The 26,421-nt window shown below is 69.2% G+C and carries 26 protein-coding genes; 7 read left to right on the top strand and 19 right to left on the bottom strand.

Annotation, left to right across the window (positions count from 1 at the left end; genetic code table 11):
* Positions 1-16: 16 nt before the first annotated feature.
* From RSO68_RS07625 to RSO68_RS07650, 6 genes are all read right to left on the bottom strand, one after another.
* Complete coding sequence (locus RSO68_RS07625; RefSeq protein ID WP_315586136.1) at positions 17-691, bottom strand: hypothetical protein; 675 nt, start codon at positions 689-691, stop codon at positions 17-19.
* A complete protein-coding gene (locus tag RSO68_RS07630) occupies positions 688-1,530 on the bottom strand; it encodes an SDR family oxidoreductase (RefSeq protein WP_315586138.1) in 843 nt (280 codons plus the stop codon). The genes RSO68_RS07625 and RSO68_RS07630 overlap by 4 nt, the downstream gene beginning before the upstream one ends.
* Positions 1,517-3,709, bottom strand: coding sequence for an AMP-binding protein (locus RSO68_RS07635; protein ID WP_315586139.1), 2,193 nt, complete (start codon positions 3,707-3,709; stop codon positions 1,517-1,519). The genes RSO68_RS07630 and RSO68_RS07635 overlap by 14 nt, the downstream gene beginning before the upstream one ends.
* Positions 3,693-4,409 (bottom strand): thermostable hemolysin, encoded by a 717-nt coding sequence (locus RSO68_RS07640; RefSeq protein ID WP_315586140.1) that lies wholly within the window; start codon positions 4,407-4,409, stop codon positions 3,693-3,695. The genes RSO68_RS07635 and RSO68_RS07640 overlap by 17 nt, the downstream gene beginning before the upstream one ends.
* A gap of 97 nt (positions 4,410-4,506) precedes the next feature.
* Positions 4,507-5,001: a C40 family peptidase gene (locus RSO68_RS07645; protein WP_315586141.1), complete on the bottom strand. Its 495-nt coding sequence runs from the start codon at positions 4,999-5,001 to the stop codon at positions 4,507-4,509.
* The gene (locus RSO68_RS07650; RefSeq protein ID WP_089846537.1) at positions 5,001-5,345 is read right to left on the bottom strand and encodes a hypothetical protein; all 345 of its coding nucleotides are present in this window, start codon (positions 5,343-5,345) and stop codon (positions 5,001-5,003) included. The genes RSO68_RS07645 and RSO68_RS07650 overlap by 1 nt, the downstream gene beginning before the upstream one ends.
* Before the next feature lie 294 nt (positions 5,346-5,639).
* Between RSO68_RS07650 and gloA the strand changes: the two genes are divergently transcribed.
* The gene (gene gloA / locus RSO68_RS07655; protein ID WP_315586142.1) at positions 5,640-6,173 is read left to right on the top strand and encodes a lactoylglutathione lyase; all 534 of its coding nucleotides are present in this window, start codon (positions 5,640-5,642) and stop codon (positions 6,171-6,173) included.
* A gap of 99 nt (positions 6,174-6,272) precedes the next feature.
* A complete protein-coding gene (locus RSO68_RS07660) occupies positions 6,273-7,241 on the top strand; it encodes an ABC transporter substrate-binding protein (RefSeq protein WP_315586143.1) in 969 nt (322 codons plus the stop codon).
* Between the two features lie 106 nt (positions 7,242-7,347).
* On the opposite strand, the gene RSO68_RS07665 is transcribed toward RSO68_RS07660, so the two are convergent.
* The 8 genes from RSO68_RS07665 to RSO68_RS07700 all read right to left on the bottom strand — a co-directional run bounded on the left by RSO68_RS07665 (position 7,348) and on the right by RSO68_RS07700 (position 16,014).
* Positions 7,348-8,472, bottom strand: a complete 1,125-nt coding sequence (locus RSO68_RS07665; protein ID WP_315586144.1) for a lipocalin-like domain-containing protein — start codon at positions 8,470-8,472, stop codon at positions 7,348-7,350.
* A gap of 47 nt (positions 8,473-8,519) precedes the next feature.
* Complete coding sequence (locus tag RSO68_RS07670; protein WP_315586145.1) at positions 8,520-11,069, bottom strand: ABC transporter permease; 2,550 nt, start codon at positions 11,067-11,069, stop codon at positions 8,520-8,522.
* The gene (locus RSO68_RS07675) at positions 11,060-11,743 is read right to left on the bottom strand and encodes an ABC transporter ATP-binding protein (RefSeq protein WP_315586146.1); all 684 of its coding nucleotides are present in this window, start codon (positions 11,741-11,743) and stop codon (positions 11,060-11,062) included. The genes RSO68_RS07670 and RSO68_RS07675 overlap by 10 nt, the downstream gene beginning before the upstream one ends.
* Positions 11,744-11,880: 137 nt before the next feature.
* A complete protein-coding gene (locus RSO68_RS07680) occupies positions 11,881-12,954 on the bottom strand; it encodes a metal ABC transporter solute-binding protein, Zn/Mn family (RefSeq protein WP_315586147.1) in 1,074 nt (357 codons plus the stop codon).
* Between the two features lie 24 nt (positions 12,955-12,978).
* Positions 12,979-13,869, bottom strand: coding sequence for a metal ABC transporter permease (locus RSO68_RS07685; RefSeq protein WP_315586148.1), 891 nt, complete (start codon positions 13,867-13,869; stop codon positions 12,979-12,981).
* A complete protein-coding gene (locus tag RSO68_RS07690; protein ID WP_315586149.1) occupies positions 13,853-14,587 on the bottom strand; it encodes a metal ABC transporter ATP-binding protein in 735 nt (244 codons plus the stop codon). Before RSO68_RS07690 ends, RSO68_RS07685 begins: the two co-directional genes overlap by 17 nt.
* A complete protein-coding gene (locus RSO68_RS07695) occupies positions 14,587-14,736 on the bottom strand; it encodes a hypothetical protein (RefSeq protein WP_175535013.1) in 150 nt (49 codons plus the stop codon). Before RSO68_RS07695 ends, RSO68_RS07690 begins: the two co-directional genes overlap by 1 nt.
* Positions 14,737-14,835: 99 nt before the next feature.
* Entirely contained in the window at positions 14,836-16,014 is a 1,179-nt protein-coding gene (locus tag RSO68_RS07700; RefSeq protein WP_089846553.1) for a UbiH/UbiF/VisC/COQ6 family ubiquinone biosynthesis hydroxylase, read from the bottom strand.
* A 79-nt stretch (positions 16,015-16,093) separates the two neighbouring features.
* Between RSO68_RS07700 and RSO68_RS07705 the strand changes: the two genes are divergently transcribed.
* Together RSO68_RS07705 and RSO68_RS07710 are read left to right on the top strand one after the other, a co-directional pair.
* Positions 16,094-16,564 carry a TspO/MBR family protein gene (locus tag RSO68_RS07705; protein WP_089846555.1) on the top strand — a complete coding sequence of 157 codons (471 nt, stop codon included), beginning with the start codon at positions 16,094-16,096 and terminating at the stop codon, positions 16,562-16,564.
* A gap of 121 nt (positions 16,565-16,685) precedes the next feature.
* The gene (locus RSO68_RS07710; RefSeq protein ID WP_315586150.1) at positions 16,686-17,231 is read left to right on the top strand and encodes an outer membrane beta-barrel protein; all 546 of its coding nucleotides are present in this window, start codon (positions 16,686-16,688) and stop codon (positions 17,229-17,231) included.
* Between the two features lie 141 nt (positions 17,232-17,372).
* Here the strand turns inward: RSO68_RS07710 and RSO68_RS07715 are convergent, their stop codons facing one another.
* Complete coding sequence (locus tag RSO68_RS07715) at positions 17,373-19,130, bottom strand: methyl-accepting chemotaxis protein (RefSeq protein WP_315586151.1); 1,758 nt, start codon at positions 19,128-19,130, stop codon at positions 17,373-17,375.
* A 316-nt stretch (positions 19,131-19,446) separates the two neighbouring features.
* On the opposite strand from RSO68_RS07715, the gene RSO68_RS07720 reads away from it, so the two are divergent.
* Both RSO68_RS07720 and RSO68_RS07725 read left to right on the top strand, forming a co-directional pair.
* A complete protein-coding gene (locus RSO68_RS07720; RefSeq protein WP_315586152.1) occupies positions 19,447-19,788 on the top strand; it encodes a YbjQ family protein in 342 nt (113 codons plus the stop codon).
* 529 nt (positions 19,789-20,317) lie between these two features.
* Positions 20,318-21,193, top strand: a complete 876-nt coding sequence (locus RSO68_RS07725; protein ID WP_315586153.1) for a DMT family transporter — start codon at positions 20,318-20,320, stop codon at positions 21,191-21,193.
* Between the two features lie 163 nt (positions 21,194-21,356).
* Here RSO68_RS07725 and RSO68_RS07730 read toward each other — a convergent pair whose 3' ends face one another.
* The 4 genes from RSO68_RS07730 to fabI form a co-directional block, all read right to left on the bottom strand.
* A complete protein-coding gene (locus RSO68_RS07730; protein ID WP_315586154.1) occupies positions 21,357-21,896 on the bottom strand; it encodes a GNAT family N-acetyltransferase in 540 nt (179 codons plus the stop codon).
* Positions 21,897-22,040: 144 nt separating this feature from the next.
* Positions 22,041-23,255, bottom strand: coding sequence for an acetate/propionate family kinase (locus tag RSO68_RS07735; RefSeq protein ID WP_315586155.1), 1,215 nt, complete (start codon positions 23,253-23,255; stop codon positions 22,041-22,043).
* A 1-nt stretch (position 23,256) separates the two neighbouring features.
* A complete protein-coding gene (locus tag RSO68_RS07740; protein WP_315586156.1) occupies positions 23,257-24,684 on the bottom strand; it encodes a bifunctional enoyl-CoA hydratase/phosphate acetyltransferase in 1,428 nt (475 codons plus the stop codon).
* A 52-nt stretch (positions 24,685-24,736) separates the two neighbouring features.
* Complete coding sequence (gene fabI, locus RSO68_RS07745; protein WP_089846583.1) at positions 24,737-25,510, bottom strand: enoyl-ACP reductase FabI; 774 nt, start codon at positions 25,508-25,510, stop codon at positions 24,737-24,739.
* 280 nt (positions 25,511-25,790) lie between these two features.
* Here fabI and RSO68_RS07750 point away from each other — a divergent pair, with 280 nt between their 5' ends.
* Positions 25,791-26,210, top strand: a complete 420-nt coding sequence (locus RSO68_RS07750) for a phasin family protein (RefSeq protein ID WP_315586157.1) — start codon at positions 25,791-25,793, stop codon at positions 26,208-26,210.
* The last annotated feature ends 211 nt before the right edge of the window (positions 26,211-26,421 follow it).

Below are 26,421 nucleotides of genomic sequence, written 5' to 3' on the forward strand. Positions count from 1 at the left end.
CCTGTCCTTGCGATGATCATGTTCCGAGCGTTTCCAGCAGGGCGCGGACTTCCTCGCGGCGGCCGGCATCGGCTCGCTCTCGTCCCGGCCGCGGCGGTGCCTGAAGGGCCTTCTCAAGCGCCTGGCGGGCCTCGGTGTCGCGTCCCTGCTCATGCAGATAGTCGCCCCAGAAGTAGAGGCTGTCGAGCCCGTCGGGGTCGATGGCCAGGGCCCGCTTCAGGTAGCGCTCGGCCTTGTCGTCGTCGCCGAAGCCGAGCGGCCAGCCCGGCACCTGGTAGTAGAGGGCGCCGAGGCTGGTGTAGGCCGAGCCGTCCAGTGCCAGCGGGTCGAGCGCCAGGGCATGCTCCAGGTCGCGCCGGGCGTCCTTCACCAGCGACAGCGCGCCGAGGCCGCCGCTGGCGCCGGCCTGGGTCGAGCGCACGATGCCGGCCCAGATCTGCAGCCCGGCGGCCTCGGGGTGGGCGGCCACCCGCCGGTCCGCCTTGGCGGCCAGGGCCTCGAGGGCCGTCGCCTGCTCGTCCTTGGGCAGGGTGTAGTGGATCTCGGCCCAGCGCTGCTGCAGGTGCTCGATCCCCTCGGCCACGCTCTCGTCAGCGGAGGTGGGCGTCGCGGCCAGCAGGGGGACGGCTGGCAACCCGACGAGCAGGACCAGCAGGGTGGCCCGCAGGGCGGGCGTCACTCGGGGCATCATGGCGTGTCTCCTCGGGGCTTGGTGATGAAGCGGCGAATGGTGGGCAGCTGGCGGCGCAGGGCCCGGTCGACCACGCCCGGCAGCAGCGCGTTGAGCCGGGCGAAGAGTCGCTCGGGGCCGCCCAGCTGGGTCTCCTCCCGCCCGGCCTCGATGGCGCGGCGGACCAGGCCGGCGACCCGCTGCGGGGCATCCATGGCGTTGCCCAGGGCCTGGTTCATCGCCTCGATCTCCGGGGCATTCATGCCGGTGCGGGTGGCCCGGGGCGCCACGTGCAGCACATGGACCCGGGTGTCGGCGAGCTCCCGGCGTAGGGCCTGGGTGAAGCCGCGCAGGGCGAACTTGGTGGCGCAGTAGCCGGCCTGACCGGGATAGCCGATGGTGCCGAAGGTCGACCCCAGATTGATCACCCAGCCGTGCTCCGCGGCGAGCAGCCGGGGCAGCAGTGCGCGGGTCAGCTGCAGGGTGCTGGTGAGGTTGAGGGTGATCAGGGCCTCGATCTCGTCGTCGCTCGAGGATTCGAACAGCCCCACCCGGTTCACCCCGGCGGCGTTGATCAGCATGGTGCAGCCCGCCTCAAGGGCCTGCTCGACCATTCGCCGGCGCTCCTCGGCGCGGGTCAGGTCGGCGGCCATGACCGTCACCCGGCCCGGATGGCGCGCCGCCAGGGCGTCCAGGGCCTCCCGGCGGCGACCGGTGATCAGCAGGCGCGCCCCGGCGCCTGCCAGCTCGTCGACCAGCGCCTGGCCGATGCCGCCGCTCGCCCCGGTGATCAGCACCGACTGGGCGGCCCAGCCGCCCTCGGGGAGCTGCCTGGACCAGGGCTTTCTAGACCAGGGCATCGGCGAGCTCCCGGATCGCGTCGTTGCCGGCGCAGCGGGCGGTGACGCCGCGGAACATGGCGCCATAGAGCCGATAGACCATCTTCGCGGTGTCGATCACCGCCGCCAGATCCTCGTCGTCGAGCCGGTTCACCAGGCCCTCGAAGAAGGCCAGGTGGCCGATATCCAGGCTGCCGTGGGAGGTCAGGTAGCGCACTGCGTCGTCCGGCAGGCCGAGGCTCGCCTGAAGCCCCTCGGCGGCCCGGGTGGCGATCGCCGTGCTGGTGCCCTCGAGCACCTGCACCATGCCGAAGAAGCCCACCGGGTTGCCGTGCTCGATGATGTCGCGCACGTGGGAGACCATCAGCGTCGTGGCCGGGTCGGGCGCGGCGGCGGCCGCCGCCTCCGGGTCGCCGCCGGCCGCGCGGATGTCGTCGAGGATCCACTGCTCATGGCCGTGCTCCTCCTCGATATACTCCACCAGGGCGCTGCGCAGCCAGCCGAGGCGCTCGGGCAGGCGCGCCCCGCAGGCCATCATCAGCGGCACCGTGAAGCGCACGTGATGGTAGGCCTGGCCGAGAAAGGCCAGGTACTCCTCGCGGCTTACCTCACCGCTCTCGTCGCCACCTAGGGCGCGGGTCAGCAGCGGGGTGGCCAGCAGCCAGTCGCGTTCGGCGCGGGTGGCGTCCTGCAGGTGCTGGTAGGGGGTCATGGCGTGTCTCCTTCTGAGAGCGGCGGTGTCGGCCGGGCCGGCATCGGGGTGCGGCTGGCGAGAGGCGAGCAGCCAGTCGCGGTAGGTGTCGTGGAGGGTGTCGCGGCGCAGGCGGCCGTTGGCCGTCAGCTGGTGATTGGCGGGGGTGAAGGGCGGGCAGCGGCGCCATTCGCCGATCCGGGCATAGTCGGGAAGGTCGGCGTTGGCGCAGGCGATCGCTGATGCCAGGGCGTGGTCGTCGCACTCGGGGCCGGCGGGCACGATCAGCGCCCGGTTGCGCGACAGGGCCTCGCCGAACACCAGCGCCTGGGCGATGGCCGGCCTCGCGCAGAGCTCGCCCTCCACCCACTGGGGATCGACGTTGCGGCCGTAGGCGGTGATGAAGACGTCGCGCCGGCGGCCGTCGAGCACCAGGTGTTCGCCCTGCCAGTGGCCGAGATCGCCGCTTGGGTGCCAGCCGTCCAGGGGCGGCTCACCCAGGTAGCCCAGCATGGTGGTGCCCCGGATCTGCACCTCGCCGTCGGCGGCGAGACGCACCTGGGCGTGGGGCAGTGGGCGACCCACGCCGAGGGCGGGCTCGCCGGGTCGGTTGAGACAGACCACCGAGGCGGCCTCCGAGAGGCCGTAGCCCTCGACGACCGGCCAGCCCCCGGCGCGCGCCCGGTCGAGCAGCGAGGTGGCGACCCGGGCCCCGCCCACGGCGACGGCGCGCAGCCCGGCGGGGGCCTGCGGTGAATGCTCGACCAGCGCCTGCAGCAGCTGGGGGACCAGGATCAGGCTATGCGGGCGAAAGGCCTCGAGAGCCGCCAGGGCCCGGCGGGGATCGAAGCCGCTGCTGCCGGTCCAGCCCAGGTCGGCGGCCCCGGGCAGGCCGGCGGTGGCGCCCAGCAGCAGCGGTACGTAGAGGCCGCCGATGTTCTCCAGCAGGGTAGCCAGGGGCAGCATGGCCAGGTGGCGGTGAATATGCAGCGGCGCCACCGCCTCGGCGAGGCTCTCGGCGACGCGCAGTGGGGCCTCGCGGTCGAGGCACACGCCCTTGGGGTGGCCGCTGGTGCCGGAGGTGAAGGTGATCATGCCGGTGCCGGCATGCAGTGCGGGCGGTGAGGCCACCCGCCGGTGGGCGATGGCCGGGTCGGGGCTTTCCGCGAAGCCGAGCGACGCGCCGCCGGGGCCGATCCAGGCGTCCAGGCCGGCCTTTACCACCAGGTGGCGACGCTGGGTCTCGCTGAAGAAGTCGGGGATCGGCACGTCGACGCGGCCATCGGCCAGCAGGGCGAGGTGCCATAGCGCCCAGTCGAGGCCGTTGTCCAGCGCCAGGCCGACTCGCCGGGCGTCGAGCGCCGTCAGGCGGGCTCGGCGCGCCGCGATCTCTCCCGGCAGTGCGCCGTAGGCGATGCGCCGCCGACCGTCGTCCAGCGCCAGGGTGTCGGGCGTGGCCTCGGCGTGGTGGGCCAGGCGCGCCAGCAGGGCCTCAGTGCCGCGGGACATGGTCGACCTCCACGGGGCGCGCCGGGCCCAGCAGGCCGTGCGCGGTGAGCACCCGGTGGGCCAGGCGCAGGTCGCCGGCCATCACCCGGGGCTGATGCTCGTAGTAGCGGCCCCAGCCGGTCTGCTCGTCGCCCAGCCGCGTCGGGTCGGCGAGTTGCAGCGGATGCAGCTCGATGCCGAGGCGCCGGATGCCGTTGGCCACCGTCGGCGTCGCGGTGAACAGCACCCACTCGAGGCCGTCGTCGACCAGCTGATCGATCAGCGGCACGAAGATGCGCCGCTGCAGGCCGCGGCGCTGACTCGCCAGGTTGCCGATCTCGGCGATCGCCTCGCGGCCTACGGGCCGGCCGAGGTGGTGGGAGAGGAAGGCTTCGACGGGCTCGTCGAAGTAGTGCTCCTGAAAGAGCGGCCCTTCGCTTGCCCGACCCGCCCCGACCGCCGCCAGGGGCGTATCGCCTTCCCAGAGCCCGAAGAGGCGCGGCAGGAAATGGCGGATGCGGGCGCCGTGGTCGAGGGTGAAGCAGCGGCGCACCAGCCGCTCCAGGCGGCGGCGCTCATACCAGTGGCGGCCCTCCCGCCACACGAGCGGGGAGGCCACCACGGTCGAAGCGTTCGGGGTGACAGGGGCGATCGTGACCAGAGGAGCCGTCGGCGGGCACTGGCCGGAAGCGGTGGCGTGAGCGGGATCGGGGATCGACATTGGGGCGTCTCCATGACGTTTCCCCAATACTGTGGTTGCGGCAACTTAACGATGGCTTAAGGGGCGGGAAGAAGCGCTGCTAGCCACAGGAAAGTGGTCAGGGCGCGGGCGCGGCGGCGCCCAGGAAGCGCTCCTGCCAGTAGTCCAGGGTCAGGGTCGTGGTGGTGACGCTGCGTCCATGTCCCGGGGCGTGGATCATCTCGCCGTCGCCCAGGTAGATGCCGACATGGCTCGCCTTGCGGCCCCCGGCGGTGGCGAAGAACAGCAGGTCGCCGGGTCGCGCCTCATCGACGCGCGGTAGGGCCTGGAATTGCGCCCGGGAGGTGCGTGGTACGCGGATGCCTGCGCGGGAGTAGGCGCGCTGCACCAGGCCCGAGCAGTCCAGCCCTCGCTCGCTGGTGCCGCCATAGCGATAGGGGGTGCCGAGAGAGCGCTTGGCCTCGGCGAGGATCAGCGCCCGGTCGATGGAGAGGGCGCCCGGCTCGTCGCGGGTGGCGAGTTCGCGACCCGCGCAGCCGGTCAGCAGCCAGGCGATCAGTAGGCCGATTAGCAGCCTGAGTGCGCCGTCCCTGGCCGATCGGCGGTCAAACATCAGCGAAAGGCGATGCGCGTGCCGCTGGCCAGCATCTCGTCCGGCGAGAGGGCATGGCCCGGCACGCCGATCATCTCGTCGCCGCACTGGTCGCCCCAGGTGAGCACGCCGTGGGTCAGGCCGATGCCGCCAAGCAGATCGCGGATCTCGCCGGTACCCAGGAAGGTGCGAGTCTTGCCGTGGGCGTCGGAGAGCTCCGAAACGTCATTGGCATGGTGGAAGCGTACGGTATAGATGCCGTCCATGGATTCGACCTCGACGATCGGCGTCAGGCCGTGATGGATGGCGTTGGCGATTTCCTTGAGGGTGACGTGATCACCTAGCTGGTAGGCCGCGATGGACATGAGGGATGCCTCGGTGGTGAATGATGTTGGCGTTGTACAACTAGTGTAGAAGGTTGGCGGGCCACTTCAAGGGGTATTCGCGACTCCATGCCGCCTGGCGCTGTCGGCGCGTCACTTCTGTACATGTTGATCGACGCGAGGCGAGCCGCACGCCTGCCGGGGCTGGAAAAGCCTGCCCGTCGTCCCCACTTCCTACATTCTCGTCAGCAGTCCGGCATCATGCCGCTATTTTTTACCCACCCGTTCTTGTCCATTCGTTACTACACACTCGTTATCACACATGAGGAGCTCCGCATGAGTTTTCAGGGAGAACAGCACCCCGGCGTCCAGGCCCCCACGGCCGAGAGCCACGGCTTTCGCTTCAACCACACCATGCTGCGTATCAAGGATCCCGAGCGCGCGCTGGCCTTCTATACGCGCGTCTTCGGCATGCGGGTGCTGCGTCGGCTCGACTTCGAGGAGATGCAGTTCTCGCTCTACTTCCTGGCACGCTCCGAAGCCGGAGAGCAGATCCCCGAGGCGAGTGACGAACGCACCGCCTGGACCTTCGATCAGCGCGGCGTGCTGGAGCTGACCCACAACTGGGGCACCGAGAGCCAGGACGACTTCGCCTACCACGACGGCAATGCCGAACCCCAGGGCTTCGGCCACATCTGCTTCAGCGTGCCGGATCTCGAGGCGGCCCAGGCCTGGTTCGATGCCAACGAGGTCGAGTTCATCAAGCGCGCCGACCAGGGCAAGATGAAGGATGTGGTGTTCATCAAGGACGCCGACGGCTACTGGATCGAGGTGGTCGAAGCGGCCCGCATGGCCGCCAAGGGCGACTGAGCGCGGGCGTAGCGTTGGTGGCCAAACATTGATAGGCCGCGCCAGGGGGAATAGGGTGATGGGTTGATCTATAACGGCATGACCTGCCAAGGAGTCCCGATGAATCTGCCTCTTCGTCCCCTGACGCTGGCGCTCGCCGGCACCCTGCTGGCGGCCCCGCTGGCCGTGACCGCTGTGGCCCAGGCCGCTGAACCCGAACAGGTGCGCTTCTCCGTGCCGGCTTGGCCCGGCGTGACCGTCAAGACGGCGCTGGCCGAGACGCTGCTCGAGACCCTCGGTTACGAGGTGGATCAGGAAGAGCTTGGCTCGACCATCACCTACCAGGCGCTGACCCAGGAAGAGGTCGACGTTTTCCTCGCGGCCTGGCTGCCCGCCCAGCAGGCGATGTTCGATGCCACCCTGGAGAAGGGCGCCATTGTCGATCTCGGCAATAACGTCGACGGCGCGCGCCTCGGATTCGCCGTGCCGACCTACGTGTATGACGCGGGCGTGACCACCGCCGAGGATCTGGCCGACGAAGAGATTGCCGAGAAGCTCGACCGCACCATCTATTCCATCGAGGTCGGCTCCGGCATGAGCGACACCCTCAACGGAGCGGTCGAGAACGACACCTACGGCCTCGGCGACTGGGATCTCTCCGAGACCTCCACGCCGGGCATGCTGAGCGCCGTGGATGCCGCCATCGACCGTGAGGAGTGGGTCGTCTTCGCTGGCTGGACGCCGCACTGGATGAACATCGAATACGATGTGAAGTTCCTGACCGATACCCAAGACATGTGGGGCCCGGAGGGCGGGCGCAGCGACGTGCGCACTCTGGTCTCCACCGCCTTCAGCGAGTCCAGCCCCAACGCTACTCTGCTGCTCGATCAGCTCAGCTTCACCGCCGACGATCAGAGCGCGATGATTCGCGGCTTCAGCTATGAAGAGCAGGAGCCCGAGGACGTGGCGCTGGCATGGCTGCGCGACAACCCCGCCAAGGTCAAGGCGTTCCTCGACGGCGTGACCACCCGCGAGGGTGAGCCGGCTTGGCCGGCCGTGCAGCAGGCGCTGGAGATCCCCGACGCCTGATCGCCGACGCCTAATGCTCGAAGACATGTGCGACGCGACGAGGCCGCCCTTTGGGGCGGCCTCGTTGTCGTTCGGGCCTTGAGGCCCGCCCGTCAGTAGCCGGTCATCAGTAGCCGGTCATCTCGAGATACCCCGCACCGCGCGGGGAGCCGTCGCCGCGGTCGGTGACCCGCACCTCGCCCTCCCAGTAGCTCACCGTGGTGGCCATCCAGCGCTCGGCGTGGGGCGCCGAGACGATCAGGTCGAGCCCTCGCCCCGGGAGCTCAAGCCGCCAGCGGATGGGCATCTCGCGCCCCGCCACCGTGCGTCGTTCCAGCGGGGTCAGGCGCAGGGCGTCAGGCGCGAGCGGCGTGGCCTCGCCAGCGGGCGTGATCCAGGTGCCGGAGAGATAGTCGCCGCCCGCCGCGCCGCCGCCGCGCAGGCGAAAAGTCATCAGCTTGTGGCCGTCGGCGAGGTGCAGCGAGAACCAGTCCCAGCCGGTCTGGTCCGGGCCGAGCAGCTGGCTGCTCCATTCGCGGTCGAGCCAGGCGCGGCCGGTGACGCTGCGGGTCTCGCCGGCCAGGGTGACCTCGCCGGCGACATCGAAGAAGGGCTGGCTCACATAGATCGAGCCCTGGCCGTCGGCGGACTTCTGGCTGAAGCCGGCCTCGCCGTGGCGCACCAGCGGGCCCTTGGCCGTCAGGCTCAGCCGATAGCCGAAGGCGTCATCGCCCGTGCCGGCGCGGGCGCGCACCGTCAGCCGGTCCAGGGCGTCCCGCTGCGGGTCCTCTACCTGGCTCTCCATCGACCAGTCGTCGAGCCAGGCGCGGAAGGGCCGGACGGTGACGCCGGCCTGATCCCGCTCCTGCGAGGCCTCGCCGGAATCGCCCCGGGCGAAGCGCTCGGCGACCCGATGGACCTCGCCCCGGGAGACCGCCATGTGCGCCATCCACAGCTGGTCGGCGGCCCAGGAGCCGGGTGGCTCCCGGCGCTCCGCCGGGGGCAGCTGGGCCTGGCGGAACAGCGTCCATTGAATGCCCAGCGCCTCGCCCTGTGCGTCCTCCAGGTTGGCGGTCAGATACCACCACTCCAGGCGGTGGTCGGGGTGGGGGCCATGATCCTCGGGGAAGCGCAGCGGCGTGCCCGGTGAGGCCGGCACGAAGCCGTCGGCCTCGGCGCCCAGCCCGGCGAAGCCCCCGGCGGGAGCGCGGGACGTCTGCTCTTCGCAGCCCGCCAGCAGGGCGACCAGCAACCAAGCCGGCCATCTCCTCATGCTTTTCCCCTGCCTCGCGGCTTGCCTCATGTGGTCTCCTCCTCGGCGAGCAGCGCGCGCGGCGGGGTGCGCCACAGCGTCAGGGCCGGCAGGCCGGCCGCCAGCAGCGCCACACCCAGGGCGGTGGCCAGGGTCAGCGCGATCTCGCCGGGGAAGACGTGCAGCGGCAGGCGCCAGCCGAAGGCGGCCACGTTGATCACCGACACCAGGCTGGCCGTGATGGCGATGCCCAGCGGCACGGCGGCAAGCCCGGTCACCAGCGCCGCGCCGCCCAGCTGGGCCAGCTGCAGACCCACCAGCTCGCGTCTTGGCACGCCCAGCGCCCACAGCGGCGCCAGCCGGCGGCGGCGCTCCCGAGCCTGGGCGAGCAGGCTGGCGAGCAGCGCCAGGGCCGCCACGGCCAGCGTCAGGCCATTGAGGGCACGGGTGATGGCGAAGGTGCGCTCGAAGATCTCGGTGGAGAGCGCCTTGATCTGGCGCTGGTCGAGCACGGCCTCGTCGTCGAGGCCGAAGCGCTCGGTCAACGCTCGGGTGAGCGGGGCGGCGTCGTGTCCCTCGGCGAGCGCGATGCCGAGGGAGTCCGGCGGCGCGTCGAAGCGCTCGCGCAGCCGGGTCGCGGTCAGCAGTACCTCGCCGCGGGGGTTGCCGTAGTCCGGATAGATGCCGGCCACCGTGACTTCCTCGCGGCCTCGGCGTCTGTCCGAGCCCTGGCCGCCCGGCGCCTGCAGGACGAGTCGATCCCCGGGGGCGATGCCCTGACCCAGGGCCAGCTGCTCGTTGATGAAGGCCTCGCCCGCCTCGAGGGCGGCCCAGGCCGCGTCGCGACCGGCCGCCGTCTGAAGCAGCGGCCAGCTCGGGGTCAGGCGCTCGCCCGGGGTGATGCCGAAGAGCGTCACCGGCACGTTCAGGGACTGGGCTGCGTTCCGGTCACGGTGCGCGAGCAGCACCGCCTCGGCGTCGGCGGTGGGCAGCAGCTCGGCGACCTCGTCGCGGCGCGTGAGCCAGGCCTGCACCTCGTCGAAGCGCTCGGGCGGCGGTCGCAGGTAGAGATCGGCGGCCAGCCGCTGGTCCAGCCAGTCGAGGAAGGTCAGGCGAAAGCCGCCGACCATGCTGCCGACGCCCAGGTTGGCGGAGAGGGCGATCGCGAGCGCCATCATGGCGAGCGACAGTCGCGGCAGCTGCAGCTGCAGGTCGGCCAGGGCCCACTGAGTCAGCGGACGACGGCGGGCGAGCCCGGCCAGCCTGGCGAGCCCGATCGCCAGCAGCGGCGACAGCCACAGCGCGCAGGCGAGCATCAGCGCCGCGATCATCACGAAGCCGGCGACCAGGCCCTCGCCGGGCGGCCGGGTGGCAAGCCACCCCCCCGTGGCCAGCGCCAGCAGGGCGGCGAGGCTGCCGGCGATGGCTTGCCCGCGCAGCTGGCGCTGGAAGCCGGCGCGCCAGGCCTGGGCCTGGCCGAGTTCCAGCACGCCGAGTCGGGCGGCCCGCCACAGGGTGCCGCTGCCGGCGATGGTGAGCCCGCCCAGGGTCACGCCGAGCCCGCCGAGCCAGTAGTGCCAGGGCAGCTGGAGCCGGGTGCCCACCGCGGCGCCGTAGAGGCCCTGCAGGGTGGCGGCCACGTCCGGCAGCAGCGCGCGGGCCAGCCACACGCCGCTGGCGATCCCGGCCAGCGCACCGAGAAGACCGAGCAGGGCGAGCTCGAGGGCCAGCACGCCGACCAGGGTGCGCCCCGGCACGCCCAGGGCGCGCAGGGTGCGCAGCAGCCCCAGGCGCTGCTCCAGCGCCAGACCCAGCGCCGCCTGCACGATGAAGAGCCCGACGATCAGTGCCAGCAGCGCCATGGCGGTGAGGTTGAGGTGAAAGCTCTCGGTGAGCTCGCCCGGGTCCGCCAGGGTCTCGGCGCGGATCAGCCGATAGCCCGCCGGGGCCGCGTCCAGCGCGCCCGCCTCGGCCACCAGCCGGCTGACGGCGGCGCCGCTTTCCAGCAGCCGCGCCGCGGCGGCGATGTCCATCACCAGGGTATCCGGTGGCAGCGACGGGGCGAGGTCCAGCGGCGGCAGCGGTCGGCCGTCGGCAAGCATCGGCGTGGCGCCGGGGGCCGTGGAGGCCTCGAGCCCCAGTCGTTCCACGCTGGCCGGGGCCAGGCGGGTCTGCCAGGGCGGCGTAAAGAAGGCGGTCAGTCCGCCCGGGTTTGAATTGGATGGGCTGCCGGCGGTGGCGAAGGCGCTGTCGCCGGGCAGGGTCAGCGGATCGATGCCGATCACCGTCAGCCGCTCGCCCTGCACGGTGACCACCTCGCCCTCCAGCAGCGGCGAGACGGCAAGGCCGGCACGGCGCAGGCTCACGAAGTCCGCGTGATCCAGGGCCTCGCCGTCGCGGCGCTCCAGGCGATCCAGGCCGCTGGTGAAGAGCGCCTCGGCCCGAGCGTAGCTGTCCCGGGCGGAGGCGTTGATCGCCTGCACGCCGCTCCACAGTGCGCCGGCGACCCAGAGGCCCAGCAGCAGCATGGCCAGCTGGCCGGGGTGGCGGCGATAGTGGCCGAGCAGCGTGGCCAGGGCGACGAGCGTCAGGCGCATGCGTCCTGCCCCGCCGTGGGTGTCGCCAGCCGGCCATGGGTGAGGTGCAGGCGGCGATCCAGCGGGGCGGCCACCCGCGGGCTATGGGTCACCATTAGCAGGGCGCAGCCGGTGTCGCGCACCAGCGCCAGCAGCAGGTCGAGTACCTCGTCGGCGGTGTCCTCGTCCAGGTTGCCGGTGGGCTCATCGGCGAGCAGCAGGGCGGGACGGGGCGCCAGCGCCCGACCGATGGCCAGGCGCTGCTGCTGGCCGCCGGAGAGCTGTTCGGGATAGCGCTTCTCCAGCCCCGCGAGGCCCAGCCGCGCGATCAGCTCGGCCGTCCAGTCGGGCCGTTCGCGACCCGCCAGGCGCGCCTGCAGGCGCAGGTTATCTAGCACGTTGAGGCTCGCCACCAGGTGGAACTGCTGGAACACCAGGCCCAGGGTCTCGCGGCGCAGCCGCGCCCGGGCCGGCTCGGCGAGCGACGAGATCGCGCGCCCGGCGAGGCGCACCTCGCCGCGATCGGGCAGGTCGAGCCCCGCCGCCAGGTGCAGCAGGGTCGACTTGCCGCTGCCCGACTCGCCCATCAGCGCCAGGCTCTCGCCGGCCGACAGTGCGAGGTCCACGTCCGCAAGCACCTCGAGCGGCCCCTGGGGCGTGGCGTAGGCCTTGGCGACCTGGCGGAACTCGAGCATGGCGGCGATCCTGGCGAAGGGCGTGGCTCGATATTACACAAAACGGGCGCCCTTCGAAGAGGGCGCCCGTGTCGGTGCGTGCTGCGCGCGGGGCCTGAGTGCGTGGGGCCCAGTGCGTGAAGATGGTGCGTGAAGATTCAGTGCGCGTGGTCGTGCGCCGCTGCTTCCTCGTCGGCGTGGCCGTGAGCGTCGCCGTTCCCCTCATGCCCCGGCGCTTCATGGCCCGGCTCTTCATGGTCCGGCTCTTTATGATTACGGCCCGGTTCGGCCAGGGCATCGTGGAGCACCCGGGCGTTGTGGCGCATCATGCCGAGCCAGCTCGAGGCCTCGCCGTCGCTCGCCAGGGCATCGGCATAGAGGGTGCCGGCCACCGGCAGATCGGTCTCCTCGGCGAGCTGATCGATCATGGCGGGGCTGGTCATGTTCTCGTGGAACAGCGCCCGCACGTTCTGCTCGCGGATCACGTCGATCAGCCGCGCCATGTTGGCCGCGCTCGGCTCGCCCGCGGTGGAGAGCCCCTGGGGCGAGAGGAAGCGCAGGCCGTAGGCGCGGGCGAAGTGGCCGAAGGAGGCGTGGCCGGTGATCACGGCGGTCTCGTCGGGGATCTCGTCGAGCAGGGCGCGAAGTTCGTCGTCGGCGGCGGCGATGGCGTCGAGATAGCGCTCGGCGTTGGCTCGGTAGGCATCGCCGTGAGCCGGGTCGGCGGCGATCAAGCCGTCGCGGATGTTATCCACATAGACCTCGCCCAGCCCCAGGTCCTGCCAGGCGTGGGGGTCGGTCCCGCCATGTTCGTGACCATGGTCGTGTTCGGCGTGTTCGGCGTGGTCGCCGTGTTCGTCACCGTGGCCGTCGTCCTCGGCGGCGCCGAGATGTGCCTCGAGGCCGTCGGTCGCCACCACCAGCGGGCCCGCGAAGTCGCTGGCGTCGATCAGCCGCTCCATCCAGCCCTCGAACTGCAGGCCGTTGAAGACCACCAGGTCCGCCTCGGCGAGCCGGCGGGCATCGGTGGGGCGCGGCGAGTAGACGTGGGCGTCGCTGTCCGGCCCGACCAGCGATGTCACCTCGACGTGCTCGCCGCCGACCTGGTCGATCATGTCGGCGAGCACGCTGAAGCTGGTGACCACCTGGACGCGCTCGGCGGCCAGGGCGGCGGGCAGGGCCAGCAGGGTGGGCATCCCGGCGAGCAGGGCAAGAGATCGGGAGAGGCGCATGGCGGGCTTCCTTGTTTGGGTATGTCAGTCGTTGACGGCGGCGCCCAGCGGCTGGGCATGGCGGCGCCGGCGGGCGGTCAGGCTGTGGTGGCGGCCGAACAGCGCGGAGAGCACGTAGGCGAGGCCGGCCAGCAGGATGATCGCCGGGCCCGAGGGCAGGCTCAGGTGGTAGGAGAGCAGCAGGCCGCCGGTGCTGGCGGCGAGGGCCACGCCGATGGCGATGGCGATCAGCCCCTCCAGGCGCTGGCTCCAGAAGCGCGCCGTGGTGGCGGGCAACATCATCAGGCCCACGGCCATTAGCGTGCCGAGCGTCTGGAAGCCGGCGGTGAGGTTGAGCACCACCAGGCCGAGGAAGACGCCGTGGACCAGGCCGCCGCGCACCCCCTGGCCGCGCAGGAAGAGCGGGTCGAGGCACTCCACCACCAGGGCGCGGAAGATCACCGCCAGGGTGATCACGATCAGGCTGCTGATGCCGGCGATCAGCGTCAGGGCGGTGGAGTCGACGGCCAGGATCGAACCGAACAGCACGTGGGTGAGGTCCACGCTGCTGCCGCCCAGCGACACCAGCATCACCCCCGCGGCCAGCGAGATGAGGAAGAAGCTGGCCATGGCCGAGTCCTCCTTGTGGCCGGTCATCTGCGACACGCTGCCGGCGAGCACCGCGATCAACAGCCCCGAGAGGATGCCGCCGAGGCTCATCATCGGCAGCGAGAAGCCGGCGGCCAGAAAGCCCAGCGCGACGCCGGGCAGGATGGCGTGAGCCATGGCGTCGCCGATCAGGCTCATGCCGCGCAGCATCAAAAACACGCCCAGCGGCGGGGCGGCAAGCGACAGCGCCAGCCCGGCCACCAGGGCGCGCTGCATGAAGCCGTAGTCGAAGGGGGCGATCAGCCAGGCGTCAAGCAGTGCCAGCATGGGAAGTATCCGGAAAGGTCAGGGGCAGGCGCGGTGCGCGGGGCACCAGGCCGCTGTGGTGGTCGAGCAGGGCGTCGGGGCGCACCCAGCGGCCGTGGCCGCCGGAAAGCAGCAGCACGTCGTCGGCCAGGCGGGCGAGCTGCTCCATGTCGTGGAGCACCACGATGATGGTGGTGCCGGCACGGGCCATCTCGCGCAGCACCTCCATCAGCACGTCCACCGTCTCGATGTCGACATTGGCGAAGGGCTCGTCGAGCAGCAGCAGCTCGGCCTCCTGCATCAGGGTGCGGCCGAACAGTGCGCGCTGGCGTTGGCCGCCGGAGAGTTCGCCCAGCGGGCGGTGGGCCAGCGACGAGATGCCCAGCTTGGCCATGATCTCGCGGCAGCGACGGTAGTGGGGGCCGCAGTAACCCTTCAGGGCGCCGTGGCTCGGCCAGGTGCCGCTCATGATCAGCTCTTCCACGCTCATCGGGAAGGTCAGGTCCAGCGCCAGCTGCTGGGGCAGCCAGGCACGGCGCTCGCGGGGTACCACGCACTCGACTCGCCCGTCGACGGGCGACAGCATGCCCATGATCGCCGCGATCAGGGTGCTCTTGCCGGCGCCGTTGGCGCCGATCAGCGCCGTGATGGCGCCGTCCATGAAGCGCCCGTCGAGGTGCTCGAGGATCGTCTGGCCGCCGCGGGCCAGCTGCAGGTCGTGGAGTTGCAGGCGCGACATCAGGACCACCACCCCGCGGCCCAGGAGACCGCCAGCCACAGGGCGGCCAGCGGCGCGGCGACGAGCAGCAGCCGGCGCGTCGCGGAGAGCGACATCAGCGAGAAGTGGCAGGGCCCTTCGGGGCGATGCCGGTGGTGTCGGTGTGCCATGGGGGTACGCCTCCGGGAATGCGGCGAAAGTTATAACATAACAATACGTGCCCGGGCCACCGCCCGGTCGCCTTCCCGCCTGCCTGTCATCGTCCGTGGTCAGAGCCCCAGGGCGTGGCGCATCACCTGCCGCTTGGCACTCTCCAGGCGGTCGGCCAGCGCCAGCCCGGCGCCCCCGGCCTGGCGCAGGGGCGCCGCCCCGGTGAATACCCGATGGAAGGTCTCCATGGCGGCGATCATCGCGAGTGTCTGGGGGCGCCGCTCCCGGCCATAGCCGGCCAGCACCCGACGATCGCCCGGATCCTGACCGGCCCGGAAGGCGGCGGTTACTCGGCGACTCAGCGCCTCGGCATCCTGCAGGCCGAGGTTGAGCCCCTGCCCGGCCAGCGGGTGGATCACATGGGCGGCGTCGCCCACCAGCGCCAGGCGCGGGCGCACGTAGCGCTCGGCGTGGCGGCGGCGGATGGGAAAGCTGGCGCGACCCAGCACTGCCTCGACGCCGCCCAGCCGCTCGGGGAAGTCGCGCTCGATGGCCTGGCGCAGCGCCTCGTCGTCGAGCGCCTCTCGGGCTCGGGTGGCCGCGTCGCCGTCATACCACACCAGCGAGGCGTGGTGGCCGGGCAGTGGCAGCATCGCCCTGGGCCCGCTGGCGGTGAAGCGCTGCCAGCTCACATCCTGCTGGGGCAGCCGGGTACGCACATTGATGATCAGGGCGCGCTGGCCATAGTCCTCGTCGCGGGTGGCGATGCCGGCAAGCGCCCGGGTACGCGAGCCGGCCCCGTCGGCCCCCACCACCAGCCGCGCGGCCAGCAGCCGGCCGTCGTCGAGCTCCAGCAGGCCGTGCTGCCCGCCGGGGAGCCAGGCCACCGGGCCGGCGCGGCAGATGACCCTCACCTGCGGCAGCTCGGAAAGGCGCTGCCACAGGGCGCGGCGGATCACCCGATTCTCGACGAAGTGGCCGAAGTCCGGCAGCTCGAGCGCCTCGGCGCCGAAGTGGACATGGCGCTGGCCGGACTCGTCGCTGGCCTCGATATGCCGGAAGGGGCAGCGCCGGGCCTCGGGGATGTGGTCCCAGGCGCCGATCGCCTCCAGCAGGCGCTGGGAGGCGAGGTTGAGCGACGAGACCCGCAGGTCGAAGGGGGCGTCATCGGGGATCGCCGCGGGCGGCTCGCCGCCCTCCACCAGCGCCACGCGCATGCCGGCCTGAGCCAGCGCCGCGGCGGTCGTTGCGCCGACCATGCCGCCGCCCACGATGAGGGCATCCAGGATCTCGTCCATGTCTCTCTCCCAGCACATATGCTTCACGGCAGGACAGCCACCGCCTACGATACCGAATTCACCATGACATGGAGTGATCATGACCGCGATGCGTTCCGCCCTGGTGCTGACGGGCTGGCTGGCGCTGGTGGCGCTGGCCGCCCTGACTGGCATCGCCACCCCGCCCGGCGACTGGTATGCAGGCCTTACCAAGCCGCCGCTCACGCCGCCCGACCTCGCCTTCCCCATTGCCTGGAGCACGCTCTACCTGCTGATGGCACTGGCCGCCTGGCGGGTCACCCTGGCGGTACCGCCCGCGGCGCGCTGGCAGACCCTCTGGCCCTTCCTGGCCCAGCTCGTCGCCAACGCGCTCTGGTCGATTCTCTTCTTCGGCCTGCACTGGATGGGCCTGGCGCTGCTCGACCTGCTGCTGCTGTGGGGGCTGATCGCCCTGACGATCCGCCGCTTCGCCCGGGTCTCGCCCGCCGCCGCCTGGCTGCTGGTGCCTTATCTCGCCTGGGTGAGCTTCGCCGCCTACCTCAATGCCGCCACCTGGTGGCTCAACGGCTAGGCAAGGCCCTCCGCGGACGAACATCCCAAGGCTTGCGAGGCGCGCCACGGCCGCGGGCTGTGGTGTCGCCGCGTGGTCGCGTACACTCGCCGCTCCCTGAAAGGCTCACAGGAGTGATGACATGCCTCGGACGTTCTTCTTCCGCCCCCTGATGGCCGCCGGCCTGGCCTCGGCCCTTGCGCTGAGCGCCGCGCCCGCCATGGCCGCCGGTACCGGCTTCTATGTCGGAGCCGGCGCCGGCGAGACCCACGCTGATGGCGACTTCGACGACGAGACGAGCCACTGGAAACTCACCGGCGGCTATCACTTCGGCTGGCTGCCGTTGATCGATCTCGGCGCCGAGGTGAGCTACGTCAACACCGGCGAGCTCGATGGCGATGTGGGCGGCCGCTCGGCGACCCTCGAGGTGGAGAGCTTCCAGGCCATGGGGCTGGCCGGGCTGAGCTTCGGCCCGCTGGGCCTCTATGCCAAGGCCGGCATGGCCGACTGGGACGCCAAGCGTCGCGGCCGTGGGCTCGGCGACCGCTCCGGCACCGATCCGGTCTACGGCGTGGGCGCGCGGCTGGGGCTGTTCGGCCTGAGCGGCCGGCTGGAGTACGAGCGCATCGACGCCGACGAGATCAATGATCTCGACATGCTCACCGCCGGGGTGATCTACACCTTCTGAGGATGATGACGGCACTGCGCCGCGCACTCAGGAGTGCACGGCGCAGTGTCATGATGCTCTCTCGAGGCGCCGCCGCCGGAGCGCCCGATATTGGCGGTCCGGCGGTCCGGCGCTGCGGCGATTCGGTTGCCCGCCGGGCGGTTAGAACGACTCCCACTCGGCTACCTCGTCTGCGCGCGACGTGCTCTTTGCCGCGTGGGGCTGGGGTGGCGTGCGCATCGGGGGCGTGGTCTGCGTGCGAGACTCCCTGCTCGCCTGGGGGGCTTCGCTCTCTCCCAGGACGAAGGAGCCGACCAGCTCATTGAGCTTGCCCGCATGCCGGCGCAGCTCCACGGCGGCGGTGGAGGTCTGCTGCACCATCGAGGCATTCTGCTGGGTCATGGCGTCCATCTCGGAGACGGCGGTGTTGATCTGGGTGATGCCGGAGCTTTGCTCACCCGCCCCCGCGCTGATCTCGGTCATCACGCCCGCCATCTGGCTGACGCTGTCGACGATCTCGCGAATCTTATCGCCGGCTCCCGCGACCAGCTGCGTGCCGGTGTCCGTGTGGGTCGTCGACTCGTCGATCAGCGTGCGGATCGCCTTCGACGCATCCGCGCTGCGACTGGCCAGGGTGCGCACCTCGCTTGCCACCACGGCGAACCCTCTCCCGTGTTCGCCGGCTCTCGCGGCCTCGACCGAGGCATTGAGCGCCAGGATGTTGGTCTGGAAGGCGATGCCATCGATCAGGGTGATGATGTCGCGGATCTGGCTGCCCGACTTGGCGATGTCGGTCATGGTCGTCTCGACCTGCTGCATCGCCCCCTGACCCTCCTCGGCCACCGTAGCGGCACTGCGTGCCAGGCTCTCGCCTTGCTTCGCGCCATCGGCCGCGTGAGCCACGTTGGCGGAGATCTGCTCCATGGAAGAGGACGTCTCCTGCAGGTTGGCCGCTGCCTGTTCCGTCCGAGTCGCCAGCTCCTGGCTGCCTTCGGCGATCTCCCCCGAGGCGCTGAAGACCTGGTCGCTGCTGGCGCGGACTTCCTGCAGCGTCTCCTGCATCCGGCTGACGAAGGCGTTGAACTCGATCGACAGCTTGCCAAGCTCGTCGTGCGAGGTGACCTGCAGGCGCTTGGTCAGATCGCCCTTGCCGTGGGCAATGTCGCGCATGGCGTCGGCGGTGATGCGTATCGGCCGCACCGTGCGGCGCACCAGCACCAGGGCCAGCAGGGCCACCAGCGCAAACATCACGACCCCGAACACGATGTCGGTAATGACGGACTGGCGGAGACCGGCGGTGGCCACCGCCTGGGCGTCTGCCATCGCGGCGTCGATGTCCGTGGTGTAGACACCAGCCCCAACCATCCACTCCCACTCAGGAATGGACATGACATAGCTGACCTTGGGGGAAGGCTGGCCGGATACCGGGTGCTCCCACGTGTAGTCGTAGAACCCTCCCCCGTTCTTGGCGATCTCGAGCATGTCGCTGACGAGCGGCTTACCGTCGGCGTCCTTCGCCGCCAGCATGCTGACCCCCTCGTTCTCCGGGTTGAGTCGCGACGCGACGTTGATGCCCTGGGCGTCGTAGACAAACAGGTAGTTATCCTGTCCGAACGCGACGCTGCGCAGCGCATCGGCAGCGCGCCGTGTCGCCTGCTGCGGCGTCAGGCCGTCATTCTCGATGATCGGCTGGATCGAGGACACGGCCGTTCGCACGACATCCTGTACGGCGGCCTGGCGGTTCTCCATGAGGGAAGCCCGCTGTTCTTCGAGCAGCGTCTTGGTCTTTTCCTGGCTCACCAGGGCGGCCTTGGTGACCAGGATGGCCGTTGCCAGGAACAGCGGTATCAGCACCAGGGCGAGCACCTTCGTCTGGATCGTCATGGCAAGGCGGGGTTTGGAGCGGGCATCTGATTTCAAGGGGGAGCCTCCTCGGGATTTAACGCAGTAACTCGGTATCGGCCTCGAAAGCTATTCCTTTACCCGTAAGTCGGGCTCCAGGGCTCAACGCCTCTCCCGACGGCCCATCTGCTTGCGTGCCTCCAAGCGTTGGCGCTGGCAAGACCGCGCAGCGGCAGGGTGCCTGGGGGTGAGAGAGCGGCGAGAGGAGAGGGGAAAGGAGAGGGGCAAAGCTTGCCCGCCCGCTCGCCCCCTGCGCATGATGGGTGGGCGGTCGTCGTGCCGTTACTCGTGCCGCCTCGCCTACCGTGACCGCCATTACAGGGAGAAACTCCGTATGTCCGAGCGCGTGATCCTCACTACCTCCTCGCACCTCGAGGGCTACCGGGTGACCGAACACATCGACATCGTGTCCGCCGAATGCGTGTTCGGCATGAACGTTCTCAAGGACATGTTCGCCGGCTTTCGCGACTTCTTCGGCGGGCGCAACAAGTCATCCCAGGATGCGCTTCGCGATGCTCGCGTCTCCTGCCTGGACGAGCTGCGCCGGGAGGCGGCGTCGAGGGGTGCCAATGCCGTCATCGGCATCGATCTCGACTACAGCGAGATCTCCGGCGGCGGCAAGTCGATGCTGTTTCTGGTGGCGACGGGCACGGCGGTGAAGGTCGCCCGCGCCTGAATCGGTCGCGGAGAAGCCGATGGCTTTCCACAACCCTGACCCGAAGATGCGCGAGCTGGAGCAGCGCAACGCCCGGCTGCGCGCGGCGCTGTTTGCCAAGGTGTTTCGTGGCGCCTGGCGCGGGCTTCGCCGAGGCGTTCGTCATCTGGCGAGGAAGCGACCCGGTCGACGTCGGTGCCGGTCACCGGCCTGCCGTCGACGCTAACGCCGCGGCCGCCCAAGCGGCCGTGGGCACCGCATCATTGGCCACTTGTCTGCGTAGTTTCCGGCTTTCGATGACTCGACTCGGGGTGCGGCGGAAGAGATCCCATGACTGTCCTGGCCCGGTTTCTTCCTGAGAGCGATGACTGTCTATGTTTCAGATGAAAGCCAGACAGTACGCTATTACCTCGGCGAAGCGACGACCGAAAGTAGCGGTCACCTAACCCAACGGGCCCTTCCATCGCCGAAGGTAGCGGGGTCGGTTAGGGTAGCTCCTTCTTTTTCGGATCCGTTGCGGGTGCGAAAAAACGGGATCAAGGAGGAGCATATGCCGCCGTCATTGAAAGGCATTCTGTGGATGTGTGCCGGAGTGTTCTGCTTTTCGGCGGGTGATGCACTTTCCAAGTGGCTGGGCGAGGTGCATTCGCCAGTCCAGATCATCTTCTTCCGTACCCTGGTTTCTCTTCCATTGATCGCCCTGATCGCCCACTTCAGCGGCGGCCTTCGCAAGCTGTCCACCCAGCGTCCGGGCTTGCACCTAGTACGTGGCTTATTGGCTACTGCGGCGATGCTGTGCTTCGTGTATAGCTTAACGCTGCTACCGCTGGCAGAGACCACTGCGATCGCCTTCGCCGCACCACTCTTCGTGACGCTGCTCTCGGTGCCACTGCTCGGCGAGCGAGTTGAAGGCTTGCCCCTGACAGCCGCCATTGTCGGATTCCTCGGGGTACTGGTGGTAGTGCGTCCTGGCGGGGAGAGCTTTCAACCGGGGGGGCTGGTGGTAGTGGCTACCGCGCTCTTTTACGCATTGGTGATGATCACCACCCGACGCTATGGGGTCCGAGAATATCTGTGGGCGATGGTCTTCTACGTGACCCTTGTGCCACTGCTGGTTACCGGCGCTCTATTGCCCTGGGTTTGGCAACCGCCCTTGCCCTGGCACTGGTTGGGGTTTCTGGCCGCCGGTGTCTTCGGCATCGGCGCCATGGCCAGCATCACCTTGGCCTTTCGCCATGCTCCAGCGGCGCTTGCTGCACCCTTCGATTACACCGCCATGGTCTGGGCGGTGCTACTGGGCTGGTGGTTCTGGGATGAGCAGCCGGATCTGTGGGTCTATATCGGCACCCTGATCATCATCGCCAGTGGCCTGGCGATCGCTTATCACGAGAAGCGCACCAGCCTGAAGCGTAGGCCGGTGTCGTGAAAATGCCGTTTGGCCTCAGGTAACTGTCGCATACCATCCGTCATCGCTCGTAGGCTGAGCACTATCTGGGTTCTAGGTAGAGGCCAGGCAGCAGCCGCCTCGAGGCACGTCACTTGAAGGATGGTAGCGCCGTCGACATGGGATTCACTGCGCGGTACGTCCGCTACCAGAAGGCTGGATCATTGAACGCCTCGACACAGTGCGCCGTTCCCTTCAGCGGCGTCATCTCGGTCTTCGTGAGTGATTGTGCGAGCCAGCCCTCGTGGTATTGCAGCTTGAACGGCGCCGGAATGAATGCCTCAGTGACCGGCGCAAAGCCAACACGCGAGTAGTAGTTGGGGTCACCATAGGTCACGGCGATGTCGATCCCCGCCTCACGCAGCGTCTGCAGAGCATAGGTCAGCAGCTGCCGCCCAATACCTTGGCCTTGCCACTCGGTCGCCACTGCTACTGGGCCGAGTACAAACACGCTCCGATCATCCTGGTCGTAGTTCAGCCTCGTGAAGACTGCCCCACCGATGACCATGCCAGCGGACTCGGCGGTGAAAACATAGAGATCCGCCGCTGGCGTGCGAGACAGCTGGTCACGCACCAGGTCGCCAATCAGCGTACCTTCCGACGCTCCCTCAGAGGCGGTGAAGGTCGCCGTGAACAGCGCAATGAGCTCCTGATCGCGCCCTCGGACGCCTTGCGAAAATTCCATGGGGGCTCCTCTGGTGCCATGCGCATGTGCAGGGCCGCTGTCTGGGTTCCAACCAGAAGCCAGACAGTAACAGCCGCCTCGAGTCGAGTCATATCAAGAAAGATCGTGTGTCTGGACCCGCTGCCACGCCGCCCACGCGCCCCTTCAGGCGGGTGTCGCCTTCAGTCGGCTGGCGTGCCAGGCGATCATGCGTTCCTCGTCGGTGGGGATGATCCAGGCGCCGACGCGGCTGTTGGTGCGGGAAATGCAGGCCGCATCGTGACGATTGGCATCGTCGTCCAGGTCAACGCCGAGCCAGGCGCACCCCCGGGCGATGGCGCGGCGCACCGGGGCCGCCCGCTCGCCGATGCCCGCCGTGAACACCAGATGATCCAGCCCGCCCATGGCGGCGGCGAGGCTGCCGATGTCGCGGACGATGCGATACACGAAGAGGTCGATCGCTTCCCGGGCCTCGGCGGCGTCGCTCTCCAGCAGTCGGCGCATGTCGCCACTGATGCCGGAAACGCCGAGCAGGCCGGAGCGTGAGTAGAGCAGCTCATTGACCTCGTCGACGCTCATGCCCTCCTCGCCGAGCAGGTAGAGGACCAGGCCGGGATCGAGGCTGCCGCAGCGGGTGCCCATGGGCAGGCCTTCGAGCGCGGTGAAGCCCATGGTCGAGCCCACGCTCTGGCCGTCCTGAATGGCGCAGAGGCTGGCGCCGTTGCCCAGGTGGGCGACCACCACCCGTCCGGCGGGCTGGCCGTTCAAGTGACGGGGCAGCATGCGATTGATGTAGTCGTAGGAGAGTCCATGAAAGCCGTAGCGAATCAGGCCCCTGGCGGTCAGTTCGCGAGGCAGGGCGAAGTGCCTGGCCACTGCCGGCTGGGTGGTGTGAAAGGCGGTATCGAAGCAGGCGATCTGCGTGATCTCGGGAAGCCGCTCGGCCAGGCGCCTGATCGGCTCGAGGCCGAAGGGCTGATGCAGCGGAGCCAGGGGCTCGAGGGTCTGCAGTTCATCGATGATGGCCGCGTCGAGCACCACCGGTGCATGGAAGTGGCGTCCGCCGTGCACCACGCGATGGCCGACCACGGCGAGGTCGTCGAGATCGGGACGCTCATCGATCCAGTCGAGCAGCCGCACCAACGCACCGTGATGATCCAGGGCGGGGGGCAGGTCGCTGAAGGCGCCGGCCCGTACCGGCCGGCCCTCAGCGTCTGCCAGGCGGGCGGCGGAGGCGGCCTGACCCTGGCCGAGCCCGGTGAGCTTGCCTTGATAACGCAGCGCGAGGCCGTCGAGGTCGTGATAGTCCGCATCGGGCGCGGAAAACAGGGCGAACTTGAGACTCGACGAACCGCTGTTGATGACCAGGATATCGCCCATCTCAGCGCTCCTGTTGCGGCGCGGCGCCCTGGCGCTGCTGGTGGTCGGCCAGCAGCAATGCCAGGGCGCAGGAGGCCATGCGCGTGATGGCTTCGTCGGCGCGGCTGGTCAGCACGATCGGCACCCTGGCCCCCAGCACGATGCCGGCACCGGTGGCGTCGGCGAGGTAGGTGAGTTGTTTCATCAGCATGTTGGCGGCCTCGAGATCCGGGGCGACCAGGATGTCGGCCTTGCCGGCCACCGGCGAGACGATGTGCTTGGCCTCGGCGGCGGACTCGGAGACGGCGTTGTCGAAGGCCAGCGGGCCATCCAGTGTACCGCCGGTGATCTGGCCGCGTTCGGCCATCTTGCAGAGCGCGGCGGCGTCCAGGGTGGAGGTGATCTTGGGGTTGATGGTTTCCACCGCCGAGAGTATCGCCACCTTGGGGTCGGCGTTGCCCAGCGCCTGGGCCAGCTCGATCACGTTCTGCACGATGTCGCGCTTGTGGGCGAGGGTGGGATAGATGTTGATGGCGGCATCGGTGATGAACAGCGGGCGGGGGTAGGTGGGCACGTCGAACGCCATCACGTGGCTGATGCAGCGTTCGGTGCGCAGGCCGCTCTCGCGCTTGAACACTTCGCGCATCAGCTCGTCGGTGTGCAGGGCCCCCTTCATCAGCGAAGCGGCGCGACCTTCGCGTACCAGGGCCACGGCCTTTTCTGCCGCGGCGTGACTGTGCGGCGTGTCGATCACCTCGATGTCACGGAGATCGACCTCGGCGGCATCGGCGGCGGCCTGTATCTTGCCCGCGGGGCCCACCAGCAAGGGCACGATGAGCCCATGCTCGGCGGCGGCCACGGCGCCCAGCAGCGATTCGCGATCCACCGGGTGGACCACGGCCATGGTGATGGGCTCGGGGTGGTCGGCGGCGCTGAGGATCTCATGCAGGCGGCCACGCTCGGCGAGACGCACCTCGGGCATGGCGGTGCGCGGCCGCCGAATCTTCTCGGTCGGGGCGAGCACATGGGCCTGGCCCTCAATGACGACCTTGCCCTTCTGATTCTCGCCGCGGCACTCCAGGTCGAGCTGCTTTCTCGCCTCGTCCTTCGCCGTGACGCGGACGCTCACCTTGAGCACGTCGCCGAGGTTGACCGGGGCGTGAAAGCTCAGGGTCTGCCCCATGTAGATGGTGCCGGGCCCGGGCAGCTGGGTGCCGAGCACCGTGGAGATCAGCGCGCCGCCCCACATGCCATGGGCAATCACCTCCTGGAAGCGCGTGCTGCGGGCGAAGTCGTCGTCGACGTGGGCCGGGTTGACGTCGCCGGACATGATCGCGAAAAGCTTGATGTCTTCCATGGTCAGGCGCTTTTCGAGACACGCCTGGTCGCCGATCCTGATCTCGTCGAAGGTGCGGTTCTCTATAAGGCCATCGTCGCTTGTCGCGGGCATTTTCCTCTCCTCGTCGTTCGCTTCGCCAGGGGCTTCGCTGGCGATGTGGGGCTCAGTAGCGGATGTGGTCGCCGGCATCGACATAGTGCAGCGAGCCGGTGGTCGCGGCGCCGGCAGGGGAGGCCAGGTAGACGACCGCATTGCCCACGTCGCGCACCGTCGCCAAACGCCGCAACGGCGCATGGGCTTCGCTTTCCCGGGCCAGGGCCTCGAAATCCTGGAGGCCGGAGGCCGCGCGGGTGCGGATCGGCCCCGGGGAGACGGCGTGCACGCGAATGCCCTTGGGCCCCAGCTCGGCGGCCAGGTAGCGGGTGGCGGATTCCAGGGCGGCCTTCACCGGGCCCATCAGGTTGTAGTTGTCCACCACCCGTTCGGCGCCGTAGTAGGACATGCACACCAGGGTGCCGCCATGCGGCATCAGCGACTCGGCGCGTTTCGCCATGCGCAGGAAGGAGTGGCAGGAGACATCCATCGCCAGCGTGAAACCGTCTCGCGAGCAATCCACCACGCGGCCATGCAGGTCATCCAGCGGTGCAAAGGCGATCGAGTGCACCACGAAGTCCAGACGCCCCCAGCGCTGATGAGCCCGGTCGAAAAGCTCATCCAGCTGGGCGTCGTCCTGCACATCGCAGAGCCGCAGTTCGGGATGACCCATCTCGGCACCGAGTGGAGTGACGAAGCGCTCGGCCTTGGGGCTGGCATAGGTCACCAGCATCTCGGCGCCGGCTTGGTGCAGGGCCTGGGCACAGCCGAAGGCGATACTGTCTTGGTTGGCCAGGCCGGTCACGATGCCGACCTTGCCCTCCAGAGAGAAGGGGTTCGTCATAGGGGCTCCACGATTTATTGCGTTGCAGCACAGGCTAGCCCAGTGGTGTGGCCGATGCATTACATTGATCTGAATTGCGGGTCCCTGATCGACGCATGCCCAGGCGGTCAGGCGTTTTTTTCCGGCGGGCGGGCGAATGCCAGCCCATGCGCCCTGGCGCACGGACCTTCGGCGATACGAAGGGCTTATGTTGCACTGCACAAAAGCGCCTGCTATGATGCAATCCATCAGAACGGGGATCGCCCGTTCCATGGTACTCAGAACCTTGGAGGTTCCCATCATGACCAACGTATTCGCTTTCGACACCAAGCAATTCGACACCGCTCAGTTCGAGTCCATGTTCTTCGCTCCGGCGCGTGCCTTTGCCGCCTTGTCCGTCGACTTCACCGAGAAGATGGTTAACGCCCAGCTCGACGCCACCAAGGCCTATGCCGACACCAACATGGCGCAGCTGCGCAAGCTGGTAGAGGTCAAGGACGCCGAAGGCTTCAAGAGCTTCCTGGAAGGCCAGCAGGAGGTCGCCAAGTCTCTGACCGAGCGCGTGCAGGGCGATGCCGAGAAGATGACGGCTCTCCAGCAGGAGTTCGCCCAGGAAAGCCAGAAACTGAGCGAGGGCAGCGTCAAGCAGGCCCAGGAAAGCGCCCAGCAGGCCACCGAGACCGCCAGCAAGGCCGTCACCGCATCCAAGGCAGCCAAGTAAGCCTTGAACTCGGCCTGCGGGCCGGGGTGAGGAAAGCATCCAGAAGGCCGCCGATCATTGATCGGCGGCCTTTTTTCGTTCGGCGACGGGCTAACCGGACAGAGCCCATGTCAGCCGTTTCCCGGCGTCGCCAGGAGATCAAGCCGCGCCAGACCGCCTCGTGGTCGTTATTTGAATGGTCAATCAAAATAAAGCAGGATAGAAGCGTTAC

The sequence above is a fragment of the Halomonas saccharevitans genome (genome assembly GCF_032333995.1).
GTDB classification, from domain to species: Bacteria; Pseudomonadota; Gammaproteobacteria; order Pseudomonadales; family Halomonadaceae; genus Halomonas; species Halomonas saccharevitans.